Source organism: Pantoea sp. SM3 (genome assembly GCF_000963995.1).
Taxonomy (GTDB): Bacteria; Pseudomonadota; Gammaproteobacteria; order Enterobacterales; family Enterobacteriaceae; genus Pantoea; species Pantoea rwandensis_B.
Genome location: NZ_JZRD01000017.1, coordinates 230,129 through 254,660 on the forward strand (window position 1 = coordinate 230,129; position 24,532 = coordinate 254,660).

Consider the following 24,532-nt stretch of genomic DNA (forward strand, 5'->3'; position numbering starts at 1 on the left):
TGGTTTTATGTTGTCACCGTGCCCTGAGACGACATCAAGTAAAGTCGGTGATTACCCTGCCGGCAAGTCACCGACTCTTTTCAGGCTCGATAATGGCAGTTGTCAGTTAAGGCACTCCCAGCACCGGCATTTCAGACGGGGATAGTGACTTCGTCCCCTGCCCTTCTTCTCTTAATAAGCGCCATCGCGTTTCAGCACGACACCCACTGTCTTAAACAGGATCGCGATGTCATTCCACAGCGACCAGTTTTTGACATACCACGAATCGAAATAGACGCGCGTTTCATAGTCAACGTCGTTACGACCGCTAACCTGCCACAATCCCGTCATGCCGGGTTTCGCCATCAGGTAATAATCAACATCACCGGCATAACGACAGAGTTCGTCTTCAATCACTGGACGTGGGCCCACCAGGCTCATGTCGCCGCGTACTACATTCCACAGCTGCGGCAGTTCATCCAGACTGGTTTTACGGATGAAGTGGCCAACTTTGGTAATACGCGGGTCATTCTTCAGTTTGAAATCTTTATCCCACTCGGCACGAGCGATCGGATCGGTGCGCAGGACTTCTTCCAGCACCTCTTTCGAGTTGATCACCATCGAGCGGAATTTAAGGCATTTGAATTTACGGCCGTTCATGCCGACACGTTCATGACCGTAAATCGGTGGACCACCATCGCGTCCAACCATAAAGCCGAGGACCAGCAGCGCCGGTGACAGCGCAATGATGATGCCGAGAGCGCCGACAATATCGAAAGCACGTTTCAGGAAGCGTGAAGTGCGTTTCGCCAGATTATTGTTCACGCGCAGAATCATCACTTCATGGCTAAAGATGTAGGCCATGTCGGTACCGTAAAGGGGTACGCCGCGCAGGGTTGGAATCACTGAGACTGAACGGCAGTTATGCTTTGCCAGCATTTTCAGCCAGTTGTCGCGGTGTTGGCTTTGTTCAAACTCCACCGCCACGATGAACTGGGTTTCGCTGTGCGTCAGCTGCCACAGCTCTTGTTCATTGTGCAGCACCGGCACGCCAGAGAGGCTGGCCTGCGGGCAACTGCCATCGACATCGAAGAAGGCAATGACATCAAAACCCATCACTTCTTCGCTCTGCAGCGCCTGCCAGGCTTCTTCAGCATTACGGCTGCTGCCGATGATGATGGTTTGTTTCTTCCACATACCGAAGTGATTCAGTACACGCTTCGAGATGGCGCGTGCCAGTGGAATTAAAATCAGCGCCAGAATCCAGGTGGTGACCCAGACAAAACGCGACAGCTGCCACTGCGATAAGGCTGAAATTGACAAATCGATGACAGAGAAAATAAGAATGGTACGAAATATCTCTTTCAGCTCAAACCAGAATGGCTTGCGATAGGTGTAATGACGCAGGCGAACCCAGAACCAGCCTACGCAAATAATCGATAAACAAACGTGGGTGGCGATTTTTAAGTGCAGGTATTTTTCAGATATATCTGCCAGTGGAGAATCTGTGAACGAATTAATCACCGCCAGAGCAATAAACAATGCCGCGTTGAAACAAATTAAATCCGAGCACGCCAGTAAAATTTTAGTGAGGAGACTTTTATATGTAATTTGGTTATCGCGCATATTTAACTCTTTTATTTTATTTCCCTAATCCCTAACGCCTCTGCCCTGTGTAATAAACGAGCGATATATCCACTGCTAACGGAGAGGCAATCTGCGGCAAACGCTCCGGTGTTTATGCCAATTCTCTTTTTAGTAAAGCCAAAGAATTGCAATAAATACCAACAGATTAGTCTGACTTCCCTTGCCACGATTTAGCCCTAATCTGAACGGAGAAAAGCACTTCAGGCACGCTACCGCCCTTGGCTGTCGCTGCCAATACCGCTGCAATCGCATCTATTTTTATCGCATTCACTGAGATTATTCTTAGCCAGCGCCAGACGAATCCCGTGCACGATCACAATTCATAACATTAAGAAGCTAAACAGCGCGCTATTAACAACTTCGGCGCAGACATTTACTAACACGTTGCTATACTAGTTATTACTGGCTTGTTTACAAGTAGGCCCCGTGTCCCCTGCACTATTTTAGGAAAAAGACTACCAGCCATAAGTATTGATGCCATCCCTTTCAGCCCATTCCTGCGTAAAATTCAGAATAATTCGATACTCACCTTCGGACTGCTTCGCATTAAAAACGTACGCTTGCGCGTGAATATTAGAATTAATCGTCACTATCACGATGCGGTGAAGTTTATCCATACATTCATCTTATCGACGAAATGTCGCTTCTCAGAATATGCCTAAAACCTAGGGCAACGGGGTGATATAGCGCGATTTGCCTCATTTGTACCTTGCCTGTTGATTCACTATCATCAGACAAAACGCATTTTCAGACATTCAGGTGATGAAAGCATGATGGAGTGGATCCTCGATCCGTCGCTCTGGGCAGGATTAGTCACGCTAATCGTTCTCGAGCTGGTGCTGGGTATTGATAACCTGGTTTTTATTGCCATCCTGGTCGAAAAGTTACCGCCTGCAGCGCGTGACCGTGCGCGCGTGATCGGTTTACTGTTGGCGTTGCTGTTGCGACTGGTGTTGCTGGCATCGCTTTCCTGGCTGGTGACTCTCACGCAACCGCTGTTTACCCTGTTCCAGCACAATTTCAGCGCCCGCGATCTGCTGCTGCTCTCCGGCGGGCTGTTTCTTCTTTATAAAGCGACGACAGAACTCAATAGTCGCCTGGAGGGGAGCGACGAAGAGAGTGGTCAAAGTAAGAACGGTGCTAAATTCTGGCCAGTGGTCGCGCAAATTGTGGTGCTGGATGCCATCTTCTCGCTTGATGCGGTGATTACCGCTGTCGGCATGGTGAACGAGCTGCCGGTGATGATGGCGGCGGTCACCATTGCCATTTTGCTCATGCTGATGGCGAGTAAGCCGCTCACGCGATTTGTGAATGGTCATCCCACCATTGTGATTCTCTGCCTGAGTTTCCTGCTGATGATTGGCTTCAGTCTGGTCGCGGAAGGCCTCGGCTTTATTATTCCGAAGGGCTATCTCTACGCGGCGATTGGTTTCTCAATAGTGATCGAGATGTTTAATCAGCTGGCATTGTTTAATCGTCGCCGCTTCCTCACTGCCGGACGCCCGCTGCGCCAGCGCACCTCAGAAGCCGTGCTGCGCATATTGCGTGGTGAAGCCCAGCGTGCCGAGCTGGACGCCGATACCGCCTCATTGCTCAGCGACAGCGATGAAGGGGCGTTATTCAATCGCCAGGAGCGGCGCATGATTGCCCGCGTACTCGGCTTAGGGCAGCGCCACATCAGCAGCATCATGACATCACGCCACGATATTGAGCACATCGACCTGAGTGAAGATCCGGCCGCAATCATGACGAAGCTGGATAACAATCAGCACACCCGCATCCTGATTACCGAACGCGGGCAAGATCCGCTCGGCGTGGTACATGTGATTGATTTGCTCCATCAGTCGCTGCACAGTCATTCTCTCGATTTACGTGCTTTGGTGAAGCAACCGCTGATTTTTCCCGAACGCCTGACGTTATTGCAGGCACTGGAGCAGTTCCGTCACGCCCGCACCCATTTTGCGTTTGTGGTCGATGAGTTTGGATCGGTGGAAGGCGTGGTCACCCTGAGCGACCTGATGGAGACGATCGCCGGGAATCTGCCGAATGAAGGCGAGGAGATTGATGCGCGCTATGATATCCAGCCATTGCCGCATGGCGGTTGGGTGGCGAACGGGCATATTCCTTTAGAGGATTTGGCAGCCTATGTGCACTTGCCACTGGATGAGAAACGTAATTACCACACGCTGGCCGGATTATTAATGGACAGCCTGCAACATGTGCCTGAAGAGGGAGAAGAGTTACAGGTGGGAGATTATTTATTGCGCACGCTGCAGGTGGAAAATCATCGGGTACAGAAAGTGGAAATTGTGCCCGCGCCTGAGTTAGCACAGTAACCGACGCCGTTATGCCCAATCAAACCAGGCATAACGGCATTACCCGTAGATTAAGGTTGTTGCACCGCAGGCTTTTGGCGATCCAGCCACTCGTTCAGGCGCGACTTCGCTTCGCTCTGCAACTGCTGGCGCACCACATCGTCAACCGGTAGTGAATATTGCAGGTTGTTCCAGCCACCGTACATCCGCAGTGGAATCGCCTGGCCGTTGAGCAGACTCGCTAACTTATCGTCACCTTTCCAGCCGCGCAGCATCATATTGATGGTGACGTCGAGTTGCTGGTTCACCACATCAACCGTGCCTTTGGTCTGCACTGCCAGGCGGCTACTGCCACCCTGCAGATCTGGCATGACAACCTTGCCCTGATTCAGGCTAATACGCCCGCTCAGCTGCTGAATCCCCTGATCGTCAGGCTCATTATTGGTTACGCTATTACTCACGCGCGCCACAGCACGGCGCACCATCTGTTGCAGATTAAGCTGGGCGAGTTGCAGGTTGGTGGCCTCCAGCTCGGCGTTACCCTGCCAGTTACGCTTTGCTTCATCCACGCTCAGGCCCGTGCCGCTGAGATAGCCTTTCAGAGAGACCGTGCCCTGCAAACTCTCCGGTAGTTCCAGCGCTTTCATTAATGGTGCAATGGCGATGTTTTCAATTTCCGGATGCAAGGTGACTTTCGTCGCCGGCTGGCGGATATCAATGCTGCCCGGAATCGAGAAGTGCCCATCGCCGATTTTCCCCTGCAGTTTGTTCAGGGTCATCAACCCTTCCTGATTGCTGGCATCGATCTGCAGATTGCTCAGCGTCAATCCGCGCCACACGCTGGAATCCGCATTCAGGCTCAGCGTTAAATCCATCAGATTCAACGGCGAGTCAGCGTTGGTACGCGTGCGTGGTTCAGCGATCACTGGCGTGCGCGTCACGCTGGCATGCTGCGGGGTGCTGTTGTCGCTGGCGGGCGCGCTGGCCATCAGATTATCAAGATTCAAGGTTGTGGCGTGTAAAGCCAGATTGAGCTGCTGCGGCAACATTAAACGCCCTTCGGCACTGCCATCCAGCGTACTGTCGTTGGCCGTCAACTGCATCTTTTGCAACGCGAATTGCTGTTTATCGGCATTCCACTCGCCCTGCCCGCTCAGCGCCCCTTTGATACCCTGCGGCGGGAGGTTAGCGCCATCCAGCGTGTAATCCATCTCATCTATCTGCCCCACCAGCCGATGAGGATACTGCGCCACATTCATCTGCCCTTTCAGGTTGACGCTCACATTACGCTGATTGCGTGAAATGCGCGTGGCGAGTTCGATGCTGGCGTTTTTGCTGGCATCCTGATCGAGGCTGAGATTGAGATTACGGAAGTTGTATTCGTCGCCGCCGGGTTGCTGCCAGATCAGCAGACTATCGGCGAGGCGCAGTTTAGCAATATCGAATGACCAACCATTGGAACGCGTTACCACCGGCTCCGCGTCCGTGGGCGCCACCGGTGAACCGCTCGGTTTCTGGGCGGCGCTGTCAGGCGTGACGCGAATCACGGCATTTTTCAGCATCACCTGGCTGACACTCAGCTGATGCGAGAGTAGCGGCCAGAGGTTGACATCCAGACGCATATTTTCTGCGGTGACCATCGGCTGACTGGCGCCAGGTGCGGTCAGGCTCATGCGCCCGGCGAGAATACTGAGCTGCGGCCAGACGTGCCAGCGCAGGCCACCGCTGACTTCAAGTTGATAACCACTGCGCTGTTCTACCTGCTGTACCATATAGGTACGAAAGTCGTTGGGATTGACCAGCAACACCAGTGCCGTCATGCCCGCCACGACCACCACTAACAGGATGGCCAGCGTCGTTATCACTCTTCTCATAATCCCTCATCACCGTCATTCTTCATGCTGCAGCGGCGTTGGCTGCGTTCATTTACCCCAGTCACACACTGATGCCAGCTACCGGGGATTCACCCTCTTACCGCTTTGCCGCACGTTGAATCATTAGGCGAACATCAGTCTTTGTCGATACGGCTGGCATCGGCACCCTGCTGACCACGATATTTTGCATCTTCGCGGCGGTTATAGGGGCGTGCTGCCGGGCCAGACAATGGCTCGAAGCTCAATGCGCCAATCAGCATGCCCGGGCGCAGCGCCAGCGGCAGCTTACCGGAGTTGTAGAATTCCAGCACGATGCGGCCCTGCCAGCCTGGATCGATACGGTGTGCCGTCACGTGCACCATCAAGCCCAGACGCGCCAGCGAGGAGCGGCCATCCAGCCAACCCACCAGATCATCCGGAATCGTGACCGATTCCAGCGTCACTGCCAGCGCTAACTCACCCGGATGCAGGAAGAAAGCTTCCCCTTCTGGCAGCACAATCTCATCGCTCATGACGCGATCCAGTGCGGCGCTGACTTCGTGTTTTGGGCCACTCAAATCAATAAACGGTGCAGTGTGACCACTGAAAGTGCGGAACTGGTTGCCGAGGCGCACATCCACGGTGGCGCCATTAATGCGCTCAACCGGTGGGCGCGGATCAATCGCCAGTTTACCGTTGTCGAGCCAGGCTTCAATGTCGCGATCGCATAATCTCATCGCAGAGTCTCCATGCTTTAAGTGTAGCGAAAGGTCGCCACTGTTGTGACAACCTTCACGCGTCACGTCCATCCGGACGCAGTAATTTCAAAGATATTGGTTAATCTTGGCTTTGAGAATATCGATGGCGATGCGGTTCTTCCCGCCACGCGGCACGATAATGTCAGCGTATTGTTTGGATGGCTCAATAAACTGCAGGAACATTGGACGCACGGTCTTCTGATACTGGCTCATCACCGAATCCATGGAACGACCACGCTCATTCACATCGCGCTTCATGCGACGCATCAGACAGATATCCAGCGGGGTATCCACGAAGATAGAGAAGTTCATCTCCTGACGCAGACGCGCATCGGTCAGCAGCAGAATGCCCTCAAGGATAATCACTTTTTTCGGCTTAAGATGAATACAGTCACTGGTGCGCGTGTGTTCAACGTAGCTGTAAACCGGTAACTCAATATCCTGACCCGCCTTCAACGCGCGCAGATGCTGCAACAGCAGATCGTGGTCCATGGCGCTGGGATGGTCATAGTTGGTTTTCACCCTCTCTTCCATGGTGAGGTGGCTCTGATCTTTGTAGTAAGCATCTTCGGGGATCACACCGATATGCTCGTCACCGACCTGGTCACGGATTTCACGATAGAGCGTGCTGGCGATAAGACTTTTTCCGGATGCGGATGCACCTGCGATGCCAACGATCACGCACTGATGAGACTTGTCAGTCATACTTTTTTAAGACCTGATAACTGGAGCCAATTGAAGCCGAAACCGCAATGGGCCGATTGAGAGGGTTAGTTGGCGGCAATTATAGGTATTTCACCTGTTTGATGCCAGAGAAATGGGCCCGCCGCTTTTCAGAATATCCCCTTTTGCAGCCAGATGCTTAATCGATACACTGTTCTCCTGCCTGAGTGGTGTACCACCCAGGTTGACTCAATAAAGCCCAAGGAAAAATATGAGTTGGAAAACCCTGACCTATTTTGGTGACAGCATGTTGCTGATCCCGACCGCCGTGATTATCGCGCTGGTGTTGCCGTGGAAAAGCGACAACCGCCAGACTGTCTGGTATTGGCTGCTCGCGTTTGGCCTGGCGGGCCTGCTGGTTAGCCTGTCTAAAATCCTGTTTCTCGGATTTGGCATTGGCAGCGCCAGATTTAACTTCACCGGATTCAGCGGCCACAGCGCCATGTCAGCAACACTTTGGCCGGTGATGATGTGGCTGGTTTCGGGCCGCTTCCCGACCTTTTGGCGCACACTAACCATTGGTATTGGCTATCTGATTCCGATGATGGTCGGCCTGTCACGCCTGGTGATCCACGCGCATTCCTTCAGTGAAGTGCTTACCGGCCTGATGCTGGGCTTCACGCTGAGCAGCGCTTTCCTGGTCACACAGCGTCGCACCGCATTGAAAGGTTTTAGCCTGGCACAAGTGTGTGTCGCCCTGCTGGTACCGCTGGTGTTGATGGGCCATGGCCGCGTTGCCACCACGCAGCAATTTCTTGAACGTTTTTCCGCCCATCTCGCCGGATTAGAAAAACCCTACACGCGCGCCGATCTGTTTCGCGATTAATCTTTTTTGTCAGGGCCAAAACTTTCATTGAATCAGGGCTAAACCAGATTCTGCGCAGACATCTTATACAGATGTGCTAGCATGAAAACAGAGAATGATTGGCGCATTTTTCGACGTGTAACGAATGCGCGCTGCTGGATTCGTGCATGACACTGGAAATATTAACCTCACAGGATCGACCGCAAAGAAAATGGCTCAACGTACTGTTTCTGGGTGCTTTGGCCTTTTTACTGACGCTATTTTGTCTCGAACTGATTGTGGTCAGCGGACGTATTTCCCCACTTTGGTACTCTACCGCCCTGATGACGGTAGTGGTATTCCGCGCCCCCTCAAAACATGTGCCGTTGTTGCTGCTAAGCTGTGTCATTGGCACCTCGCTGGCCAACTTAATCGTCATTGGTCCGGCGCTAAGTAACCTTAAATTTGCCATCCTGAATATGGTGCAGGCCATTCTCGGGGGTTTGATGCTGCGCGCACTGCTGGATCGCAGAAATCCCCTGAATTCGCTACTCGATTGGGTGCGATTCGCCTTATGCGCCGGTTTGATTGCCCCCCTGATTGGCGGTGTGGTGGCAGTATGGATGCTGCATGTGGGCCATCGCGCGTCTCTGCCCTTCTTTTCGACCTGGGTGATCTCCGAGGTGATCGGCGTACTGGCATTTGGCCCCGTGCTGTTACTGTGGCCCAATAAGCCACTGCGCCAGTTAATCAGCCCCGGCCATCAGCTGGAAACCCTGTTGACCCTATTTGTCACCCTGCTCGCCAGTTATTTATCGCTGCGATTTCTGCCGTGGCCGTTCACTTTTATCGTGGTGATCCTGTTTTGGTGCGCCGTGCGGCTACCGAAATTCGAAGCCTTTGTGCTGTTCTTCCTGAATGCGAGTTTCATCTCGATTCTGCTGGCGTTTAACTTTGTTAATCTGGCGCAAAATGGCTTGCTGCTCGGCCAGGTCAGTACCTGGCTGCCGTTCTTGTTGGTGCTCCTTCCCAGCCATGTCATGGCGCTGGTGATGGATGCGTTTCAGCGCGAAAAGCATCATATCAGCGAGAGTGAAACCCGCTTCCGTAATGCAATGGAGTACTCGGCGATTGGCATGGCGCTGGTGTCGCCCAACGGTGGCTGGCAGCAGGTCAATCAGTCGCTGTGTCAAACGCTGGGCTTTCCGGCTGACGAACTGAAAAAACTCACTTTCCAGCAGATTACCCATCCCGACGATCTCAACAGCGACCTGCAACAGCTGGAGCGTCTGGTAGCGGGTGACATCATGACTTACACCATGGAGAAGCGCTATTTCCGCAAAGATGGCGAAATCGTCTGGGCTCGCCTGACGGTTTCCATGGTGCGCGATGCTGAATACCAGCCGCTCTATTTTATTGCGCAGATAGTCGATATTTCTGAACTCAAACAGAGTGAACAGGTGAATCGCCGCCTGATGGAACGCATCACGCTGGCTAACGAGGCGGGCGGTATCGGCGTGTGGGAGTGGAACCTGCTGAGCGGTGAGATGCTGTGGGATAAACGCATGTATGAACTGTTCGCGCTCGGCCCCCATCAGGTGCCCACCTATGACCTGTGGCTGCATCTGTTGGATCCCGCCGAACGTGAAAACGCCGCACTGACCGTGCAGCAGGCGATTGAACGGCGCAGCGCTTTCCATTTGGAATATCGTGTCAATCTGCCCAGCGGCTCGCGCTATGTGCGCACCGAGGCAAACCGTATTCTCAGTCAGGATGGTCAAATCGAGCGCATGCTCGGCATCTGCCAGGACATTACGCCACTGCGCGCGCTCAACGAAGCGCTGTTCCAGGAAAAAGAGCGGATGGCGATCACCCTCGATTCGATTGGCGAAGCGGTGATCAGTACCGACGATGAGATGCGCGTGACCTTTATGAACCCGGTGGCCGAAACACTGAGCGGCTGGCCGCAGGAAAAAGCGGCAGGAGTGGCGTTAAGCGAGCTGTTAAATATCACGCGCGGTGCTAACGGTCCGCGCGTAGAGAATTTGCTGCTGTGTAACTTACCGGGAGAAAAAACCTCACCCGACCTAGAAGAAGAGCTGGTATTGCACACGCCCGAGGGTGTGCAGGTGGAAATTCACTACAGCATTACCCCATTGAAAACCCTCACCGGCGCCAGCATCGGTGCGGTGATGGTTATTCAGGATGTCAGTGAATCACGCAAAATGATGAAACGCCTCAGCTACAGTGCTTCGCACGATATGCTGACGCGGCTACCGAATCGCCATAGCTTTGAACAGCAACTGAAAAGCGCGGTGAACGATGCTGCGGCCAACAACACTCAGCATGTGCTGGTGTTTATCGACCTCGATAAATTCAAAGCGGTGAATGACAACGCAGGTCATGCGGCAGGTGACGCCCTGCTGCGTGAACTGGCGGAGCTGATGAAAAAACACCTGCGCAGCAGCGATCTGCTGGCGCGTTTGGGCGGCGATGAATTTGGCGTGCTGCTGCCGAATAGTCACGTTGACCAGGTGCGCGATGTGGTTCAGCGCATTGTCACTTCGGTCAACGAATACACCTTCCTGTGGCACGATCATCCTTATCATGTGGGCGCCAGCGCCGGGATCACGCAGATTGATCAGCACAACTGCATCCGCAATGTGGTGATGTCACAGGCGGATGTCGCCTGCTACAGCGCGAAACATGCGGGCCGTGGTCAATATCACGTTTATCAGGAAGTACAAATGTGATCATTGCCAGCCCGCGCTGGCTGCGCTAAAGTCGCCCCCTTTTTTCTGGCATGGGGGATAAAATGTTCATTGGATTCGATTACGGCACGGCCAACTGTTCTATCGCGGTCAGCGATAACGGTACACCGCGCCTGCTGACACTGGAGAAGGGTCAGCGCCTGCTTCCCTCCATGATTTGTGCACCCACGCGTGAAGCGATCAGCGAATGGCTGCACCGCCATCATCAGGTGCCGACACCGGACACCGAGGGTACCGCGCTGCTCCAGCGTGCCCTGCGCTATAACCGCGAAGAGGATATCGAAGTGACCGCGGCAAGCGTGCAGTTCGGCCTGACCGCGCTGCAACAATATATGGTGGATCCGGAAGAAGTGTGGTTCGTGAAATCACCGAAATCTTTCCTTGGCGCCAACGGCCTTAAACCACAGCAAATCGCCTTCTTCGAAGATCTGGTGTGCGCCATGATGCTGCACATTCGCCAGCAGGGCGAAACCCAACTAGACCGTCCGATTGAGCAAGCCGTGATCGGCCGCCCGATCAACTTCCAGGGCTTGGGCGGCGAAGAGGCAAACCAGCAGGCGCAGGGTATTCTGCTGCGTGCGGCGAAGCGTGCGGGTTTCCGCGACGTGGAATTCCAGTTTGAACCGGTTGCCGCCGGGCTGGACTTTGAAGCCACGCTGGAGAAAGAGACGCGTGTGCTGGTGGTGGATATCGGCGGCGGTACGACCGACTGCTCGATGCTGTTGATGGGCCCAGAGTGGCGCAATAAAACCGACCGTCGTGAAAGTTTGCTGGGCCACAGTGGTTGCCGCGTGGGCGGTAACGATCTCGACATTATCCTCGCGTTCAAAACCCTGATGCCTCTGCTGGGTCTCGGTGGTAACACGCAAAAAGGCACCGCCCTGCCCGCACTGCCGTGGTGGAATGCGGTGGCGATTAACGATGTTCCGGCACAAAGCGACTTCTACTCTGCCGCGAGCGGTAAACTGCTGCGCGATTTGATTCGCGATGCCGAGCAGGGCGATAAAGTGGCGCACCTGCTGAAAGTGTGGCAACAGAAGCTAAGCTATCGTCTGGTGCGTGCCGCTGAAGAGAGCAAAATCGCGCTGTCCGAGTTGCCGGAGACCGAAGCGTCACTGGCGTTTATCGCCCAGTCATTGCAGGCTGAAATCAGTGCCGCCCAGCTGGAAGAAGCCATCAACCAGCCACTGGAGCGTATCCTGGAGCAAGTGCATCTGGCACTCGCCACCTGTGAAACCAAGCCGGAAGTGATTTACCTGACCGGCGGCAGCGCACGGTCGCCGGTGCTGCGTGCGGCATTGCAGCAAGCATTGCCGGACACGCCGATTGCCGGAGGCGATGACTTTGGCTCGGTCACCGCCGGTCTGGCGCGCTGGGCAGAAGTGATGTTCCGTTAATCGCTACCGCGACCTGCACCATCGGTCACCGCACTAGCGACTGACTCGCCGGCAGAGGCGAATAGCGTTGTGGCGCTATGGGTAAGCGACAAAAAAATGGCGGCCCATCTGGCCGCCATTTTCATGTGCATCCGCGAATCAGAAGTTAATATTCGCCGCGATGCCACCGACAAACGCATCTTTCACTTCGCTCACTGCACCCGGCGCCACCACATACTGCAGGTTCGGACGCAGCTGCAGCCATTTGGTCAGCTGAGCGTTGTAATAGATTTCATAGTTATACTCCGAGCCATCCTGAATCGGCAGATAGGTCGGGCTGTTGAAGTCAGTTTCGCCGTTAGCGTTGTTCTGCTCACGCAGCGAACGGGTATAGGCGCTGTTAACGTGAATACGCGCCGCACCGACACCGATTTCATCCTGTGGACGCGCATCAAACGGCCCTTTCCAGGTGAAACTGATGGACTGGTAATTGTCGGTTTTCGAGGTTTTGTGGTCGTTCATCACCGCCTGCACCGTCACGCCCAAACCACGGCTGGCGTCCCCGCCTTGCGCTGTTAGCTGCTGTTGCAACAGCACATAACCGCCGTAGGCGTGATCCTGGCTCTGATAAGCCCCATCGCGCCAGCTGCCGTAGTTATCGCTGTTGGCAGACGAGTAGTAATACCCGATACGGTAGTTACCCGGCAGTTTGTCGGCACCGAAAGTCGGTTTCCAGCCCAGTTCCACCGGCACCATGTTGCCTTCAGAGTTGCTGGTATCCAGACGGAAGCCATCACCGCGATCGTAGTTGGCGCTGTTCTGGTTATAGAAACCGACCTGGAAGAACACTTCCGGTGTGATGTTGAATTTCACACGGCCGCCCCATTGGGAGACAGGCCAGTTGAACCAGCGATCGCCACGCCAGTTCCCCGCCTGACCACTACCAAAAGCAAGGTTCTGGAACTTACTGTCGAAGTTATCGAAATCTTCACCCACGGTGACACGACCGGCTTTCAGGTTAACCGCGTCATCAAACAGGCCTTTGCTCAACCAGAACTGCGTCAGGCGCCAGGTTTGTCCACGGCCGTACACTTCCTGCGTTGAAGAGAGCATGCCCGTACGACGGTCGGCGACCTGATCGGAAATATTCTGGCCATTACGGTCAGTGATGGTCATCTGGAATTGTGCATCCTGCCAGTTCAGCAGTTTTTCCAGGTCAAAGTTGGCGCCAAACGCCCACTGATCGCTATAGCGCATGGATGTGTTGGTATCCGCGCCGCCGCCGAGGTTAGAGGCGCTTTCCATGGTGTAGTTGACGTCGAATTTAATGCCGTCTTTTTCCAGCTGCGTTCGGGAACCCCCCCAATCGCCAAACATGTAAGGTGAGTCATAGCTGAAGGCATCAGCCGCCATTGCTGATGTACTCAACATCGCAAACATCAGGGTGCCCGCTGCCAGACGGGGCATATGCTGCACTGCTTTTTTTCTGTTCATGATCATTATTCTTTTGTGATGTGACGGGAAAGGATCGAACAGAGGATAGTGCTGGCGTTATGTCAACTTTTGCAAATATGTGCGCACTGATTGGAAGGGTGATAGTTAATTAACGCAACTGTGACAAGGGTCTATGAATGAATATTTTTTTACAGAAATGGCATTTTTTGCATGGCAAAAAAACAAAATAAAGCGGGACGCCGTCGCGTCCCGTGAGGATTACAGCTTACTGGCGCTCGCCAGTTCCTCGATCTCTTGCTTACTCAACTCTAACTCGGTGGCTTTCACCAGTTCGTTAATCTGCTCCAGCGAGGTCGCACTGACGATCGGCGCGGTGATGCTCGGGCGCGCAATCTGCCATGCCAAAGCCACCTGAGTCGCTGACGCATCATGCGAAGCCGCGATATCCTCCAGCGCTTCAACAATGCGTTTGCCGCGCTCATTCAGGTACTTCTCAACGATGCCCTGCCCGCGTTTACTTTTGCTGGCGTCTTCCGGCTTTTTGTATTTGCCGCTCAGGAAGCCACTGGCGAGTGAGTAGTAGTTAATCACGCCGAGACCATTTTTAACCGCCACCTGCTCCAGCCCGCTTTCATACTCCTGGCGGTCATACAGATTGTATTCTGGCTGCAGCGTTTCATAGCGTGCCAGCCCCTCTTTCTTGCTGATATCCAGCGCTTCCTGTAGGCGTTTTGCGTTGTAGTTGGAGGCGCCAATCGCGCGCACTTTGCCCTCTTTAATCAACGAATCAAAAGCTTTGAGGGTTTCAACCAGCGGCGTATCCTGGTCGTCGCGGTGCGCCTGATAAAGGTCTATCACATCGGTTTGCAAACGACGCAGCGAATCTTCCACCGCCTGACGGATGTAAGCTGGTTTTAGCCCGGTTTTCTCCGGAGACAGTTCCATCCCCACTTTCGTCGCCAGCACGATACTGTCGCGCTTGCCGCTTTTTTTCAGCCATTTACCCATGATGGTTTCAGACTCGCCCCCTTCATTACCGGGTGCCCAGCGCGAATAAACGTCCGCGGTATCGATAAAGAACAGCCCTTTTTCCACCAGCGCGTCGAGCAGTGAGAACGAGGTTTTCTCGTCGACTGTCCAGCCGAAAACATTGCCGCCAAAAGTGAGAAGCGGAACCTGAATACCACTGTCGCCAAGCTGACGGGTTTTCTGTTGACTCATTTTGTTCTCCTTATTGAAACGAGACATGACTGCCTTTGAGCTTAGCAAAGGAAATCGCTGCGCTTATGCGTTTTCCTGCCAAAATGTTTACGTAATTTGACAACTCCCTTCTCTAGAGAAAGGGGATTCTTGTTTCACAAAGTCGAACCTTGACACCGAAGAAGGCATCAAGGATTTACAGACTCTCCGCAAGCAAACCCCGCCAGCCCGGCGGTTTTGATATTGATAGCCGCATTAACGTCACGATCATGTTTAGCGCTGCATTCAGGGCATTGCCAGTGACGAACATTAAGAGGCAGGGATTTGGATATATAACCGCAACAACTACAACGCTTTGAGGATGGGAAATACTGGTCAATTGCGACCAGCGACCTCCCCGACCATTCAGCTTTATACTCAAGCTGCCGCACAAATTCGCCCCAGCTTGCGTCTGATATGTGCTTAGACAGTTTCGGGTTGCGGATCATGTTTTTTACTTTCAAGGATTCGACGCAAACAACTTGGTTTTCGTTAATCAGTTTGCGGGACAGCTTGTGCAGGTTATCCAAACGGCAATCAACAATTTTAGCGTGGATGCGGGCGACTTTGGCGCTGGCTCTGGCGCGATTCTTTGAGCCTTTTTGCTTCCTGCTCAATCGACGCTGTAGCAGAGCTAATTGCTTCGCATATTTAGCGGTATGACGGGGATTGCCAGTTTTGAATCCAGTATCAGTTACGAACAAATCATGTAAGCCAACATCAATGCCGACCGTACAGGCGGTGATCGGCAGTGATACAGGCTTAAATTCACAAAGGCAGGACACAAAATATCGCCCAGCAGCATCTTTGGAGATCGTGACGGTGGAAGGTACAGACGGTAATGGACGCGACCAGCGCACGTCTAAATGCGTTTTACTCTTTGCCATATACAACTTACCCTCGCGGTATTTAAACGCGCTGGCTGTCAATTCCGCCGATTGTTTATGGCGTTTACTTTTAAAGACTGGGTAGGCGGCTCGCCCGGCGAAAAAGTGAGAAAAAGCGGTCTGTTGGTGGCGTAGCGACTGCTGGAGAGGAACGCAGGAAACATCTTTCAACCAGGAAAATTCTGGCTCCTTTTTAAGGGCGGTTAACCGGGCATTAGCCTGAACATAGCCAATCTTTTCCTGTCGCTCATAATAAGCATCGGTGCGCCAGCGAAGGATTGAATTATAGACGAAACGCACGCAGCCGAACGTTAGAGCCAATAGCTCAACCTGCTCGGGAGTTGGGTAGAACCTGTATTTAAATGCGCGCTTCATGGTTTCACATAATATTGAGAAAAATGTGAAAACACAAAAGATGTTAGGTTGGTAAGCTTCCCCTTACCCCCCGTCGTGAAAGGATGGGCTTTACAGGAACATTCAGATGAATACTTAGCCTGCCAGGGGCGATATTCTTAATTCCTTCAATTTTTGCCCGGTACGGGCGACTACAATCATTTCGTTTGCGAAACGGCCATTTTGCTTTCGCATTTGGGGAATACGAAACCGCTGGAGAGCACGCAAGCAGATGAAAAGTCGACTGAAAACAAGCCTGATAACTATCGTCGCGGTCGCCGCACTGGCCGGTGGATATTACTGGTGGCAGCATCCTGCGGAACCGAGTAAACAGCCGCAAGCCGAGGGCCAGCAACATCATGGTCGTGGCGCTGGCGGGGCCAATCGCCGTCCTCTGGCACCGGTGCAGGCGGCTGCCGCAACCACGCAAAGCGTGCCCTACTATCTCAGCGGACTCGGCACTGTGACCGCCGCGAATACCGTCACGGTACGCAGCCGCGTTGACGGCCAGCTGATGGCTTTACATTTCCAGGAAGGCCAGCAGGTGGCAGCGGGTGCACTGCTTGCCGAAATCGATCCCCGCCCGTATCAGGTCGCGTTAATTCAGGCCCAGGGACAGCTGGCAAAAGATCAGGCCACGCTCGCCAATGCACGTCGCGATCTGAGTCGCTATGAAAAACTGGCGAAAACCTCACTGGTGTCGCAGCAGGAACTGGACACACAACGCTCGCTGGTGAGTGAAACGCTGGGCACGATTAAAGCCGATGAAGGTAACGTCGCCAGCGCGCAGCTTAATCTTACCTACAGCCGCATTACCGCGCCGATCGCCGGACGCGTCGGGCTGAAGCAGGTTGATGTCGGTAATTACATCACTTCTGGCGATACCACTGGCTTAGTGGTGATCACCGAAACCCATCCGATTGACGTGGTGTTCAGCGTCGCCGAGAACAACATTAGCCAGATTCTCAAGGCACAGAAAAGTGGACAGCCGTTGATTGTCGAAGCCTGGGATCGCAGTAACAAAACCTTGCTCACCAGCGGCACGCTGCTCAGCCTCGATAACCAGATTGATGCCACCACCGGCACCATCAAACTCAAAGCGCGCTTCGATAATCAGGATGATGCGCTGTTCCCCAATCAGTTCGTCAACGCGCGCCTGAAAGTGGACACGCTGCAGGATGCAGTGGTTATCCCAACGGCTGCGCTGCAAATGAGCAACGACGGCCACTTTGTCTGGGTGGTCAACAGCGAAAACAAAGTGAGCAAGAAGCGTGTGACGGCGGGCTTGCAGGACAGCCAGAAAGTGGTGATCAGTGCCGGGCTCGACGCCGGTGAGCGCGTGGTCACTGACGGATTGGACCGTCTGACCGAAGGTGCCACTGTTGAAGTGGTATCACCGCAAAGTACTGCCACACACAGCACGCGCGCCGCCCAGCCTGCGCGTGGAGAGCGTCAATAATGCAGGTGATGCCCCCAGACAGCAGTGGCGGCCCGTCACGCCTGTTTATTCTGCGCCCGGTGGCGACCACGCTGCTGATGATTGCCATTCTGCTGGCGGGCGTGCTCGGTTACCGCTTTCTGCCGGTATCGGCGCTACCCGAAGTGGATTACCCGACGATTCAGGTGGTCACGCTCTATCCCGGCGCCAGCCCGGATGTGGTGACGTCCTCGATTACCGCCCCGCTTGAACGTCAGTTCGGCCAGATGTCAGGGCTGAAGCAGATGGCATCGCAGAGTTCCGGTGGTGCCTCCGTGGTGACCTTGCAGTTCCAGCTTTCCCTCTCTTTGGATGTTGCTGAGCAGGAAGTACAGGCGGCGATCAACTCTGCCACCAATCTGCTGCCCAGCGATCTGCCCAACCCGCCGGTCTACAGTAAGGTCAATCCTGCCGATCCCCCGATCATGACGCTCGCCGTCACCACCACCAGCATGCCGCTGACGCAAGTGCAGGACATGGTTGAAACGCGCGTGGCGCAGAAAATTTCGCAGGTCACAGGTGTAGGCCTGGTGACGCTATCCGGCGGACAGCGCCCGGCGGTACGCGTGAAAATGAATACCCAGGCGCTGGCCGCATTAGGTTTGACCAGCGAAACCGTGCGCACCGCGATTACCAACGCCAACGTCAACTCCGCCAAAGGTAGCCTGGATGGCCCAACGCGCTCGATTACGCTGGCGGCCAATGACCAAATGACCTCCGCCGAAGATTACCGCAAGCTGATCATCAGCTATAACAACGGCGCGCCGGTACGCTTAGGCGATGTCGCCAGCATTGAACAAGGTGCGGAGAACAGCTGGCTCGGTGCCTGGGCTAACCGTCAGCAAGCAATTGTGCTCAACGTACAGCGCCAGCCGGGCGCCAATATCATCGCCACTGCTGACAGTATTCGTACGCTGCTGCCCTCCCTTACCGCCACACTGCCCAAATCGGTAGACGTGAAACTGCTCACCGACCGCACCACCAACATCCGTGCATCGGTGGCGGATACGCAGCACGAGCTGATGCTGGCGATTGGTCTGGTGGTGATGATCATCTATCTGTTTCTGCGTAACGTGCCTGCCACCATCATTCCGGCCGTGGCCGTGCCGCTGTCGCTGGTCGGGACGTTTGCGGCGATGTATTTTCTTGGCTTCTCGATCAATAACCTGACGCTGATGGCACTCACCATTGCCACCGGCTTTGTGGTCGATGACGCCATCGTGGTGATCGAGAACATCTCGCGCTATATCGAAAAAGGCGAAAAGCCGATGACGGCGGCGCTGAAAGGCGCGGGCGAAATCGGCTTCACCATTATCTCCCTCACCTTCTCGCTGATTGCGGTGCTGATCCCGCTGCTGTTTATGGGCGATGTAATTGGTCGCCTGTTCCGTGAGTTTGCGGTGACGCTGGCAGTGGCGATACTGATCTCCGCCGTGGTGTCGCTCACGCTGACGCCGATGATGTGTGCACGCATGCTCAGCGCCGAATCGCTGCGCAAACAGAATCGCTTCTCGCGCGCCAGTGAAGCGATGTTTGATCGGGTGATTGCCGGTTATGGCCGCTGGCTAACCCGCGTATTGCAACATCCATGGATCACTTTGTCGGTGGCGCTCGGCACCCTGCTACTCACAATAGTGATGTGGATTGCCATCCCGAAAGGCTTTTTCCCGCAGCAGGACAACGGCATTATTCAGGGCACCTTGCAGGCGCCGCAGTCGGTGTCGTACAGCAGCATGGCGGAACGCACGCGCGATGTGGCGTCGATCATCATGAAAGATCCGGCGGTGCAGAGCATGACGTCGTTTGTCGGCGTCGATGGTACTAACGCGGCACTCAACAGCGCGCGTTTGCAGATCAATCTCAACCCCCTCAGCGAGCGCGATGACCGCATTCCCGCAGTGCAGAAACGCCTGCAGCAAGAGATTGATAAAGTACCTGGCGTCTCACTGTGGCTGCAGCCCGTGCAGGATTTGACCATTGAAACCCAGGCGAGCCGCACGCCGTACCAGTTCACGCTGCAATCGGGCTCGCTGGAATCACTCAGCACCTGGGTGCCGAAGCTGCTGGCACAACTCAATAGCTTGCCGCAGCTGCGTGACGTCAGCAGTGACTGGCAGGATCAGGGGCTGGAAGCCTTTATCCGCGTCGATCGCGACAGCGCCAGCCGCCTCGGTATCACCATGGCGGATGTCGATAACGCGCTGTACAACGCCTTCGGTCAACGATTGATCTCCACCATTTATACCCAGGCCAATCAGTATCGCGTGGTGCTGGAGCAGAACAATGAGCAAACGCCGGGGCTGGCCAGTCTCGACGGTATTCGACTGACCAGCACCGACGGCGGCAGCGTTCCGCTCAGTGCCATCGCGCAGATCGAAGAGCGTCATGCGGCATTGAGCATTAACCACCTCGATCAATTCCCATCAGCCACCTTCTCGTTTGATGTCGCCGAAGGCTATTCGCTGGGCGAAGCGGTGAAAGCCATCAGTGCAGCCGAAGATCAGGTCGGCATGCCAGCCGAAATGATGACGCAGTTACAGGGCAGCACGCTGGCGTTTGAAGCGGCGCTCACCAGTACCGTGTGGCTGATTATCGCGGCGGTGGTGGCGATGTATATCGTGCTCGGTGTGCTGTATGAGAGCTTTATCCATCCGATTACCATTCTCTCCACGCTGCCAACAGCGGGTGTGGGCGCGCTGCTGGCGCTGATGCTGAGCGGCAATGAGCTGGATATTATCGCCATCATTGGCATTATCTTGCTGATTGGTATCGTGAAGAAAAACGCCATCATGATGATCGACTTTGCGCTGGCCGCCGAGCGTGAGCAAGGTATGGCACCGCGTGACGCGATCTATCAGGCCTGTTTACTGCGTTTCCGTCCGATTCTGATGACCACCATGGCGGCATTGCTTGGAGCCTTGCCATTGATGTTGAGCACCGGTGTTGGCGCTGAACTGCGCCATCCTTTAGGCATTGCCATGGTCGGCGGCTTGATCCTCAGCCAAATCCTGACGTTGTTTACCACGCCAGTGATCTATCTGCTGTTTGACCGACTGGCCCACGCCACGCGCCGTCGCTTTAAGCGTTCTGAGGCGCAGCCGTGAAGTTCTTCGCACTGTTTATCCATCGGCCAGTGGCGACCACGCTGCTGACGCTGGCGATTGCGCTGGCCGGTATTCTCGGTTTCCGCCTGCTGCCGGTGGCCCCGTTGCCGCAGCTGGATTTCCCGGTGATCGTAATTACCGCTTCGCTGCCCGGCGCGTCGCCTGAAACCATGGCGGCTTCGGTCGCCACGCCGCTGGAACGTTCGCTGGGGCGCATTGCCGGTGTCAGTGAAATGACCTCCACCAGTTCACTCGGCAGCACGCGCGTGATTCTGGTGTTTGATTTTGACCGCGACATCAACGGCGCAGCGCGTGACGTGCAGGCCGCGATCAACGCCGCACAAAGCCTGCTGCCGACCGGTATGCCGAGCCGTCCGACCTACCGCAAAGCGAACCCGTCAGATGCACCGATCATGATCCTGACGCTGACCTCGGACATTTATAATCCCGGTCAGCTGTATGATTACGCTTCAACGCAACTGGCGCAGAAGTTGTCGCAGATTCAGGGCGTCGGTGATGTGACCGTGGGCGGCAGTTCGCTGCCTGCGGTGCGCGTCGATCTCAACCCGCAGGCATTGTTTAACCAAGGGGTATCACTGGATGCGGTACGTACCGCCATCAGCAACGCCAACCAGCGCCGTCCGCAAGGAGCGATTGATGATGTGCAGCAGCGCTGGCAGGTACGCACCAACGATGAACTGCAAACCGCCAGCGAATATCAGCCGCTGGTGGTGCATTACAGCAATGGCGCAGCCGTCCGCCTGAGCGATGTCGCCAACGTGCAGGATTCGGTGCAGGACGTGCGCAATGCCGGGATGACCAATGGCAAACCGGCGGTGCTGCTGGTGGTGCGCAAATCGCCGGATGCCAACATCATTGAAACCGTGGATCGTATTCGCAGCGAGATGCCGCTGCTGCATGAAGTGATCCCCGCCGCCATCGATTTACAGATCGCTCAGGACCGTTCCCCCACCATTCGCGCCTCGCTGCAGGAAGTGGAGCAGTCATTGATGATTGCGGTCGCGCTGGTGATTCTGGTGGTGTTTGTCTTCCTGCGGGATGGACGCGCCACCTTAATCCCGGCGGCAGCCGTGCCGGTTTCGCTGATTGGCACTTTCGCCGCCATGTATCTGTGCGGTTTCAGCCTCAACAACCTGTCGCTGATGGCACTCACCATCGCCACCGGATTTGTCGTCGATGATGCGATTGTGGTGCTGGAAAATATCGCGCGTCACATTGAAGCAGGGATGAAACCGTTACAGGCAGCGCTAACCGGCGTGCGCGAAGTGGGCTTTACCGTGCTGTCGATGAGTCTGTCGCTGATTGCCGTGTTCCTGCCGCTGCTGATGCTGGGCGGCATTATTGGGCGCTTCTTCTCGGAATTTGCCATCACGCTGTCGGTGGCGATCCTCATCTCGCTGTTTATCTCCATCACACTGACGCCAATGATGTGCGCCTACCTGTTGAAACCGCAGGAAAAGCGCAGCCAGCCGCGCACGCGGGGTTTTGCCAAAGTGATGCTGAGTGTGCAAAACGGTTACGCGCGCTCGTTGGGATGGGTGCTGAACCACGCCATCTGGGTACTGATGCTGCTGCTCGCCACCGTTGGGCTGACCGTGTATCTGTTTATCTCGATCCCCAAAACCTTTATGCCGGAGCAGGACACCGGACGACTGAACGGTTTTATCTCGGCGGATCAGAGCATTTCGTTCCAGGCGATGCGCGGCAAGCTGCAGGACTTTATGAACATCATCAAGGCCGATCCGGCGGTGGATAACGTCACTGGCTTTACCGGCGGTTCGCGCACCAACAGCGGTTCGATGTTCGTCTCGCTCAAGCCGCTATCGGAGCGCAGTGAAAACGCCCAGGAAGTGATTGCGCGCCTGCGCACCAAGCTGGCGAAAGAGCCAGGCGCTAACCTGTATCTCAACGCGGTGCAGGATATTCGCATCGGTGGACGTGAATCCAATGCCAGCTATCAGTACAGCTTGCTGTCGGATAACCTCGCCGACCTGCGTGAGTGGGAGCCGAAAATTCGTCAGGCATTTGCCGCGTTGCCGGAGTTGGTAGACGTGAACTCCGATCAGCAGGACAAAGGCAGCGAGATGGATCTGACCTACGACCGTGAAAGTATGGCGCGGCTGGGCATTGAGGTTTCGACCGCCAACGCGCTGTTGAACAATGCTTTCGGACAACGGCAGATCTCTACCATTTATCAGCCGCTGAACCAGTACAAGGTGGTGATGGAGGTCGATCCGCGTTACACCCAGGATATCAGTGCGCTGGATCAGATGTTTGTAATCAACAGTGATGGCAAAGCGATCCCGCTCAGCTGGTTCGCCAAATGGCAGCCCGCCAATGCGCCACTGTCGGTGAACCATGAAGGTTTGTCTGCCGCCTCAACCATTTCGTTCAACCTGCCGGAAGGCGTGTCGTTATCTCAGGCTTCAGAGGCGGTTGAACGCACCATGACGGCGCTCGGTGTGCCCTCCAGCGTGCGCGGCAGTTTTGCCGGCACCGCGCAGGTGTTCGAGCAGTCGCAATCCAATCAGCTGTATCTGATGCTGGCAGCGATTGCCGCGGTGTACATCGTGCTGGGGATTTTGTACGAGAGCTATGTGCATCCGCTGACCATCCTCTCAACTTTGCCCTCGGCGGGCGTGGGGGCGCTGCTGGCGCTGGAGCTGTTTAATACGCCGTTCAGTTTAATTGCGTTGATTGGCATTTTGCTGCTGATCGGCATCGTGAAGAAGAATGCCATCATGATGGTGGATTTCGCGCTGGAGGCACAGCGCAACGGCAATCTCAGCGCGCGTGACGCGATCTTCATGGCGTGTCAGCTGCGCTTCCGCCCGATTCTGATGACCACGCTGGCCGCGCTGTTTGGTGCACTGCCGCTAGTGCTGACCAGCGGCGATGGTGCTGAACTGCGCCAGCCGCTGGGCATCACTATTGCAGGCGGATTGGTGATGAGCCAGCTACTCACGCTCTACACCACGCCGGTGGTGTTTCTGATGATGGATAAGCTGAGTCGACGTAAAAAAACGGCATTGATTACCGAATGACCATGCTATACACCTTTGCTACATAGCATAAAGCGAGTAAACTTTATCCAGTCACTATGAAGGAGGTTTATATGTCTCAAGGTACCGTGTTTACCAATAATCGTACGCAAAACGTGCGTATTCCTGCTGACATGCGCTTTCCAGACAACGTGAAAAATGTCACGGTGCGTGCGATTGGCAAAGAGCGCATTCTCACACCAATAGAAAACGCCTGGGATAGCTTTTTCCTCGATGGCCCCAGCGTAAGCGATGATTTTATGAATGAACGTGCGTCACAGGAGCAATCTGACAGGGAAGATTTTTAATGCATCGCTATATGCTGGATACCAACATCGTTATCTATGTCATCAAACGCCGCCCGATTGAGGTTTTAGAACGCTTTAATGCCAACGTCGGGCGCATGGTCATCTCTTCAATTACGCTTGCTGAACTCGTTCATGGCGCGGAAAAAAGTGCTTTTCCTGAAAGGAATTTACGCACGGTTGAAGACTTCATTTCGCGTCTGGACGTGCTCAGTTACGATCAAAAGTCAGCATTTCATTACGGCTCGATCCGCGCTGAGCTTGAAAAGAAAGGCACACCCATTGGTCTGAATGATTTGCACATCGCTGCACATGCGAGAAGTGAAGCGCTAACACTCATTACCAACAACCTGCGCGAATTTTCACGGGTGAACGGGTTAATCAGCGAAAACTGGCTTTAATAC

16 protein-coding genes are annotated in these 24,532 nt (G+C 54.7%); 9 read left to right on the top strand and 7 right to left on the bottom strand.

Annotated features, from left to right (window positions below):
- Window positions 1-171: 171 nt before the first annotated feature.
- Window positions 172-1,605, bottom strand: coding sequence for an undecaprenyl-phosphate galactose phosphotransferase WbaP (gene wbaP, locus VI01_RS11840; protein WP_045815250.1), 1,434 nt, complete (start codon window positions 1,603-1,605; stop codon window positions 172-174).
- A gap of 791 nt (window positions 1,606-2,396) precedes the next feature.
- Here wbaP and VI01_RS11845 point away from each other — a divergent pair.
- A complete protein-coding gene (locus tag VI01_RS11845) occupies window positions 2,397-3,962 on the top strand; it encodes a TerC family protein (RefSeq protein ID WP_045815251.1) in 1,566 nt (521 codons plus the stop codon).
- 50 nt (window positions 3,963-4,012) lie between these two features.
- Here VI01_RS11845 and asmA read toward each other — a convergent pair whose 3' ends face one another.
- The 3 genes from asmA to udk form a co-directional block, all read right to left on the bottom strand.
- On the bottom strand, window positions 4,013-5,815 hold the full coding sequence (asmA, locus tag VI01_RS11850) for an outer membrane assembly protein AsmA (protein WP_045815252.1): 1,803 nt from the start codon (window positions 5,813-5,815) through the stop codon (window positions 4,013-4,015).
- Window positions 5,816-5,949: 134 nt separating this feature from the next.
- Window positions 5,950-6,531, bottom strand: a complete 582-nt coding sequence (gene dcd / locus VI01_RS11855) for a dCTP deaminase (protein WP_034824828.1) — start codon at window positions 6,529-6,531, stop codon at window positions 5,950-5,952.
- Window positions 6,532-6,618: 87 nt separating this feature from the next.
- Window positions 6,619-7,257: a uridine kinase gene (gene udk / locus VI01_RS11860; RefSeq protein WP_034824830.1), complete on the bottom strand. Its 639-nt coding sequence runs from the start codon at window positions 7,255-7,257 to the stop codon at window positions 6,619-6,621.
- 229 nt (window positions 7,258-7,486) lie between these two features.
- Between udk and VI01_RS11865 the strand changes: the two genes are divergently transcribed.
- From VI01_RS11865 to yegD, 3 genes are all read left to right on the top strand, one after another.
- Window positions 7,487-8,101, top strand: coding sequence for a phosphatase PAP2 family protein (locus VI01_RS11865; RefSeq protein WP_038645933.1), 615 nt, complete (start codon window positions 7,487-7,489; stop codon window positions 8,099-8,101).
- 146 nt (window positions 8,102-8,247) lie between these two features.
- Window positions 8,248-10,812, top strand: coding sequence for a diguanylate cyclase (locus VI01_RS11870; protein ID WP_052696998.1), 2,565 nt, complete (start codon window positions 8,248-8,250; stop codon window positions 10,810-10,812).
- A gap of 62 nt (window positions 10,813-10,874) precedes the next feature.
- On the top strand, window positions 10,875-12,227 hold the full coding sequence (yegD, locus tag VI01_RS11875) for a molecular chaperone (protein ID WP_038645930.1): 1,353 nt from the start codon (window positions 10,875-10,877) through the stop codon (window positions 12,225-12,227).
- Between the two features lie 138 nt (window positions 12,228-12,365).
- On the opposite strand, the gene VI01_RS11880 is transcribed toward yegD, so the two are convergent.
- The 3 genes from VI01_RS11880 to VI01_RS11890 form a co-directional block, all read right to left on the bottom strand.
- The gene (locus VI01_RS11880) at window positions 12,366-13,706 is read right to left on the bottom strand and encodes a carbohydrate porin (RefSeq protein ID WP_045815253.1); all 1,341 of its coding nucleotides are present in this window, start codon (window positions 13,704-13,706) and stop codon (window positions 12,366-12,368) included.
- Window positions 13,707-13,919: 213 nt separating this feature from the next.
- Complete coding sequence (locus VI01_RS11885) at window positions 13,920-14,882, bottom strand: aldo/keto reductase (protein ID WP_045815254.1); 963 nt, start codon at window positions 14,880-14,882, stop codon at window positions 13,920-13,922.
- Between the two features lie 167 nt (window positions 14,883-15,049).
- Complete coding sequence (locus tag VI01_RS11890) at window positions 15,050-16,162, bottom strand: RNA-guided endonuclease TnpB family protein (RefSeq protein ID WP_045815255.1); 1,113 nt, start codon at window positions 16,160-16,162, stop codon at window positions 15,050-15,052.
- Window positions 16,163-16,412: 250 nt separating this feature from the next.
- Between VI01_RS11890 and VI01_RS11895 the strand changes: the two genes are divergently transcribed.
- From VI01_RS11895 to VI01_RS11915, 5 genes are all read left to right on the top strand, one after another.
- On the top strand, window positions 16,413-17,639 hold the full coding sequence (locus tag VI01_RS11895; protein ID WP_045815256.1) for an MdtA/MuxA family multidrug efflux RND transporter periplasmic adaptor subunit: 1,227 nt from the start codon (window positions 16,413-16,415) through the stop codon (window positions 17,637-17,639).
- On the top strand, window positions 17,639-20,761 hold the full coding sequence (locus VI01_RS11900; protein WP_045815257.1) for an MdtB/MuxB family multidrug efflux RND transporter permease subunit: 3,123 nt from the start codon (window positions 17,639-17,641) through the stop codon (window positions 20,759-20,761). The genes VI01_RS11895 and VI01_RS11900 overlap by 1 nt, the downstream gene beginning before the upstream one ends.
- Window positions 20,758-23,826 carry a multidrug efflux RND transporter permease subunit MdtC gene (gene mdtC / locus VI01_RS11905; protein ID WP_045815258.1) on the top strand — a complete coding sequence of 1,023 codons (3,069 nt, stop codon included), beginning with the start codon at window positions 20,758-20,760 and terminating at the stop codon, window positions 23,824-23,826. The genes VI01_RS11900 and mdtC overlap by 4 nt, the downstream gene beginning before the upstream one ends.
- A gap of 71 nt (window positions 23,827-23,897) precedes the next feature.
- A complete protein-coding gene (gene vapB / locus VI01_RS11910; protein ID WP_045815259.1) occupies window positions 23,898-24,131 on the top strand; it encodes a type II toxin-antitoxin system VapB family antitoxin in 234 nt (77 codons plus the stop codon).
- The gene (locus tag VI01_RS11915) at window positions 24,131-24,529 is read left to right on the top strand and encodes a type II toxin-antitoxin system VapC family toxin (protein WP_045815260.1); all 399 of its coding nucleotides are present in this window, start codon (window positions 24,131-24,133) and stop codon (window positions 24,527-24,529) included. Before vapB ends, VI01_RS11915 begins: the two co-directional genes overlap by 1 nt.
- Window positions 24,530-24,532: the final 3 nt, after the last annotated feature.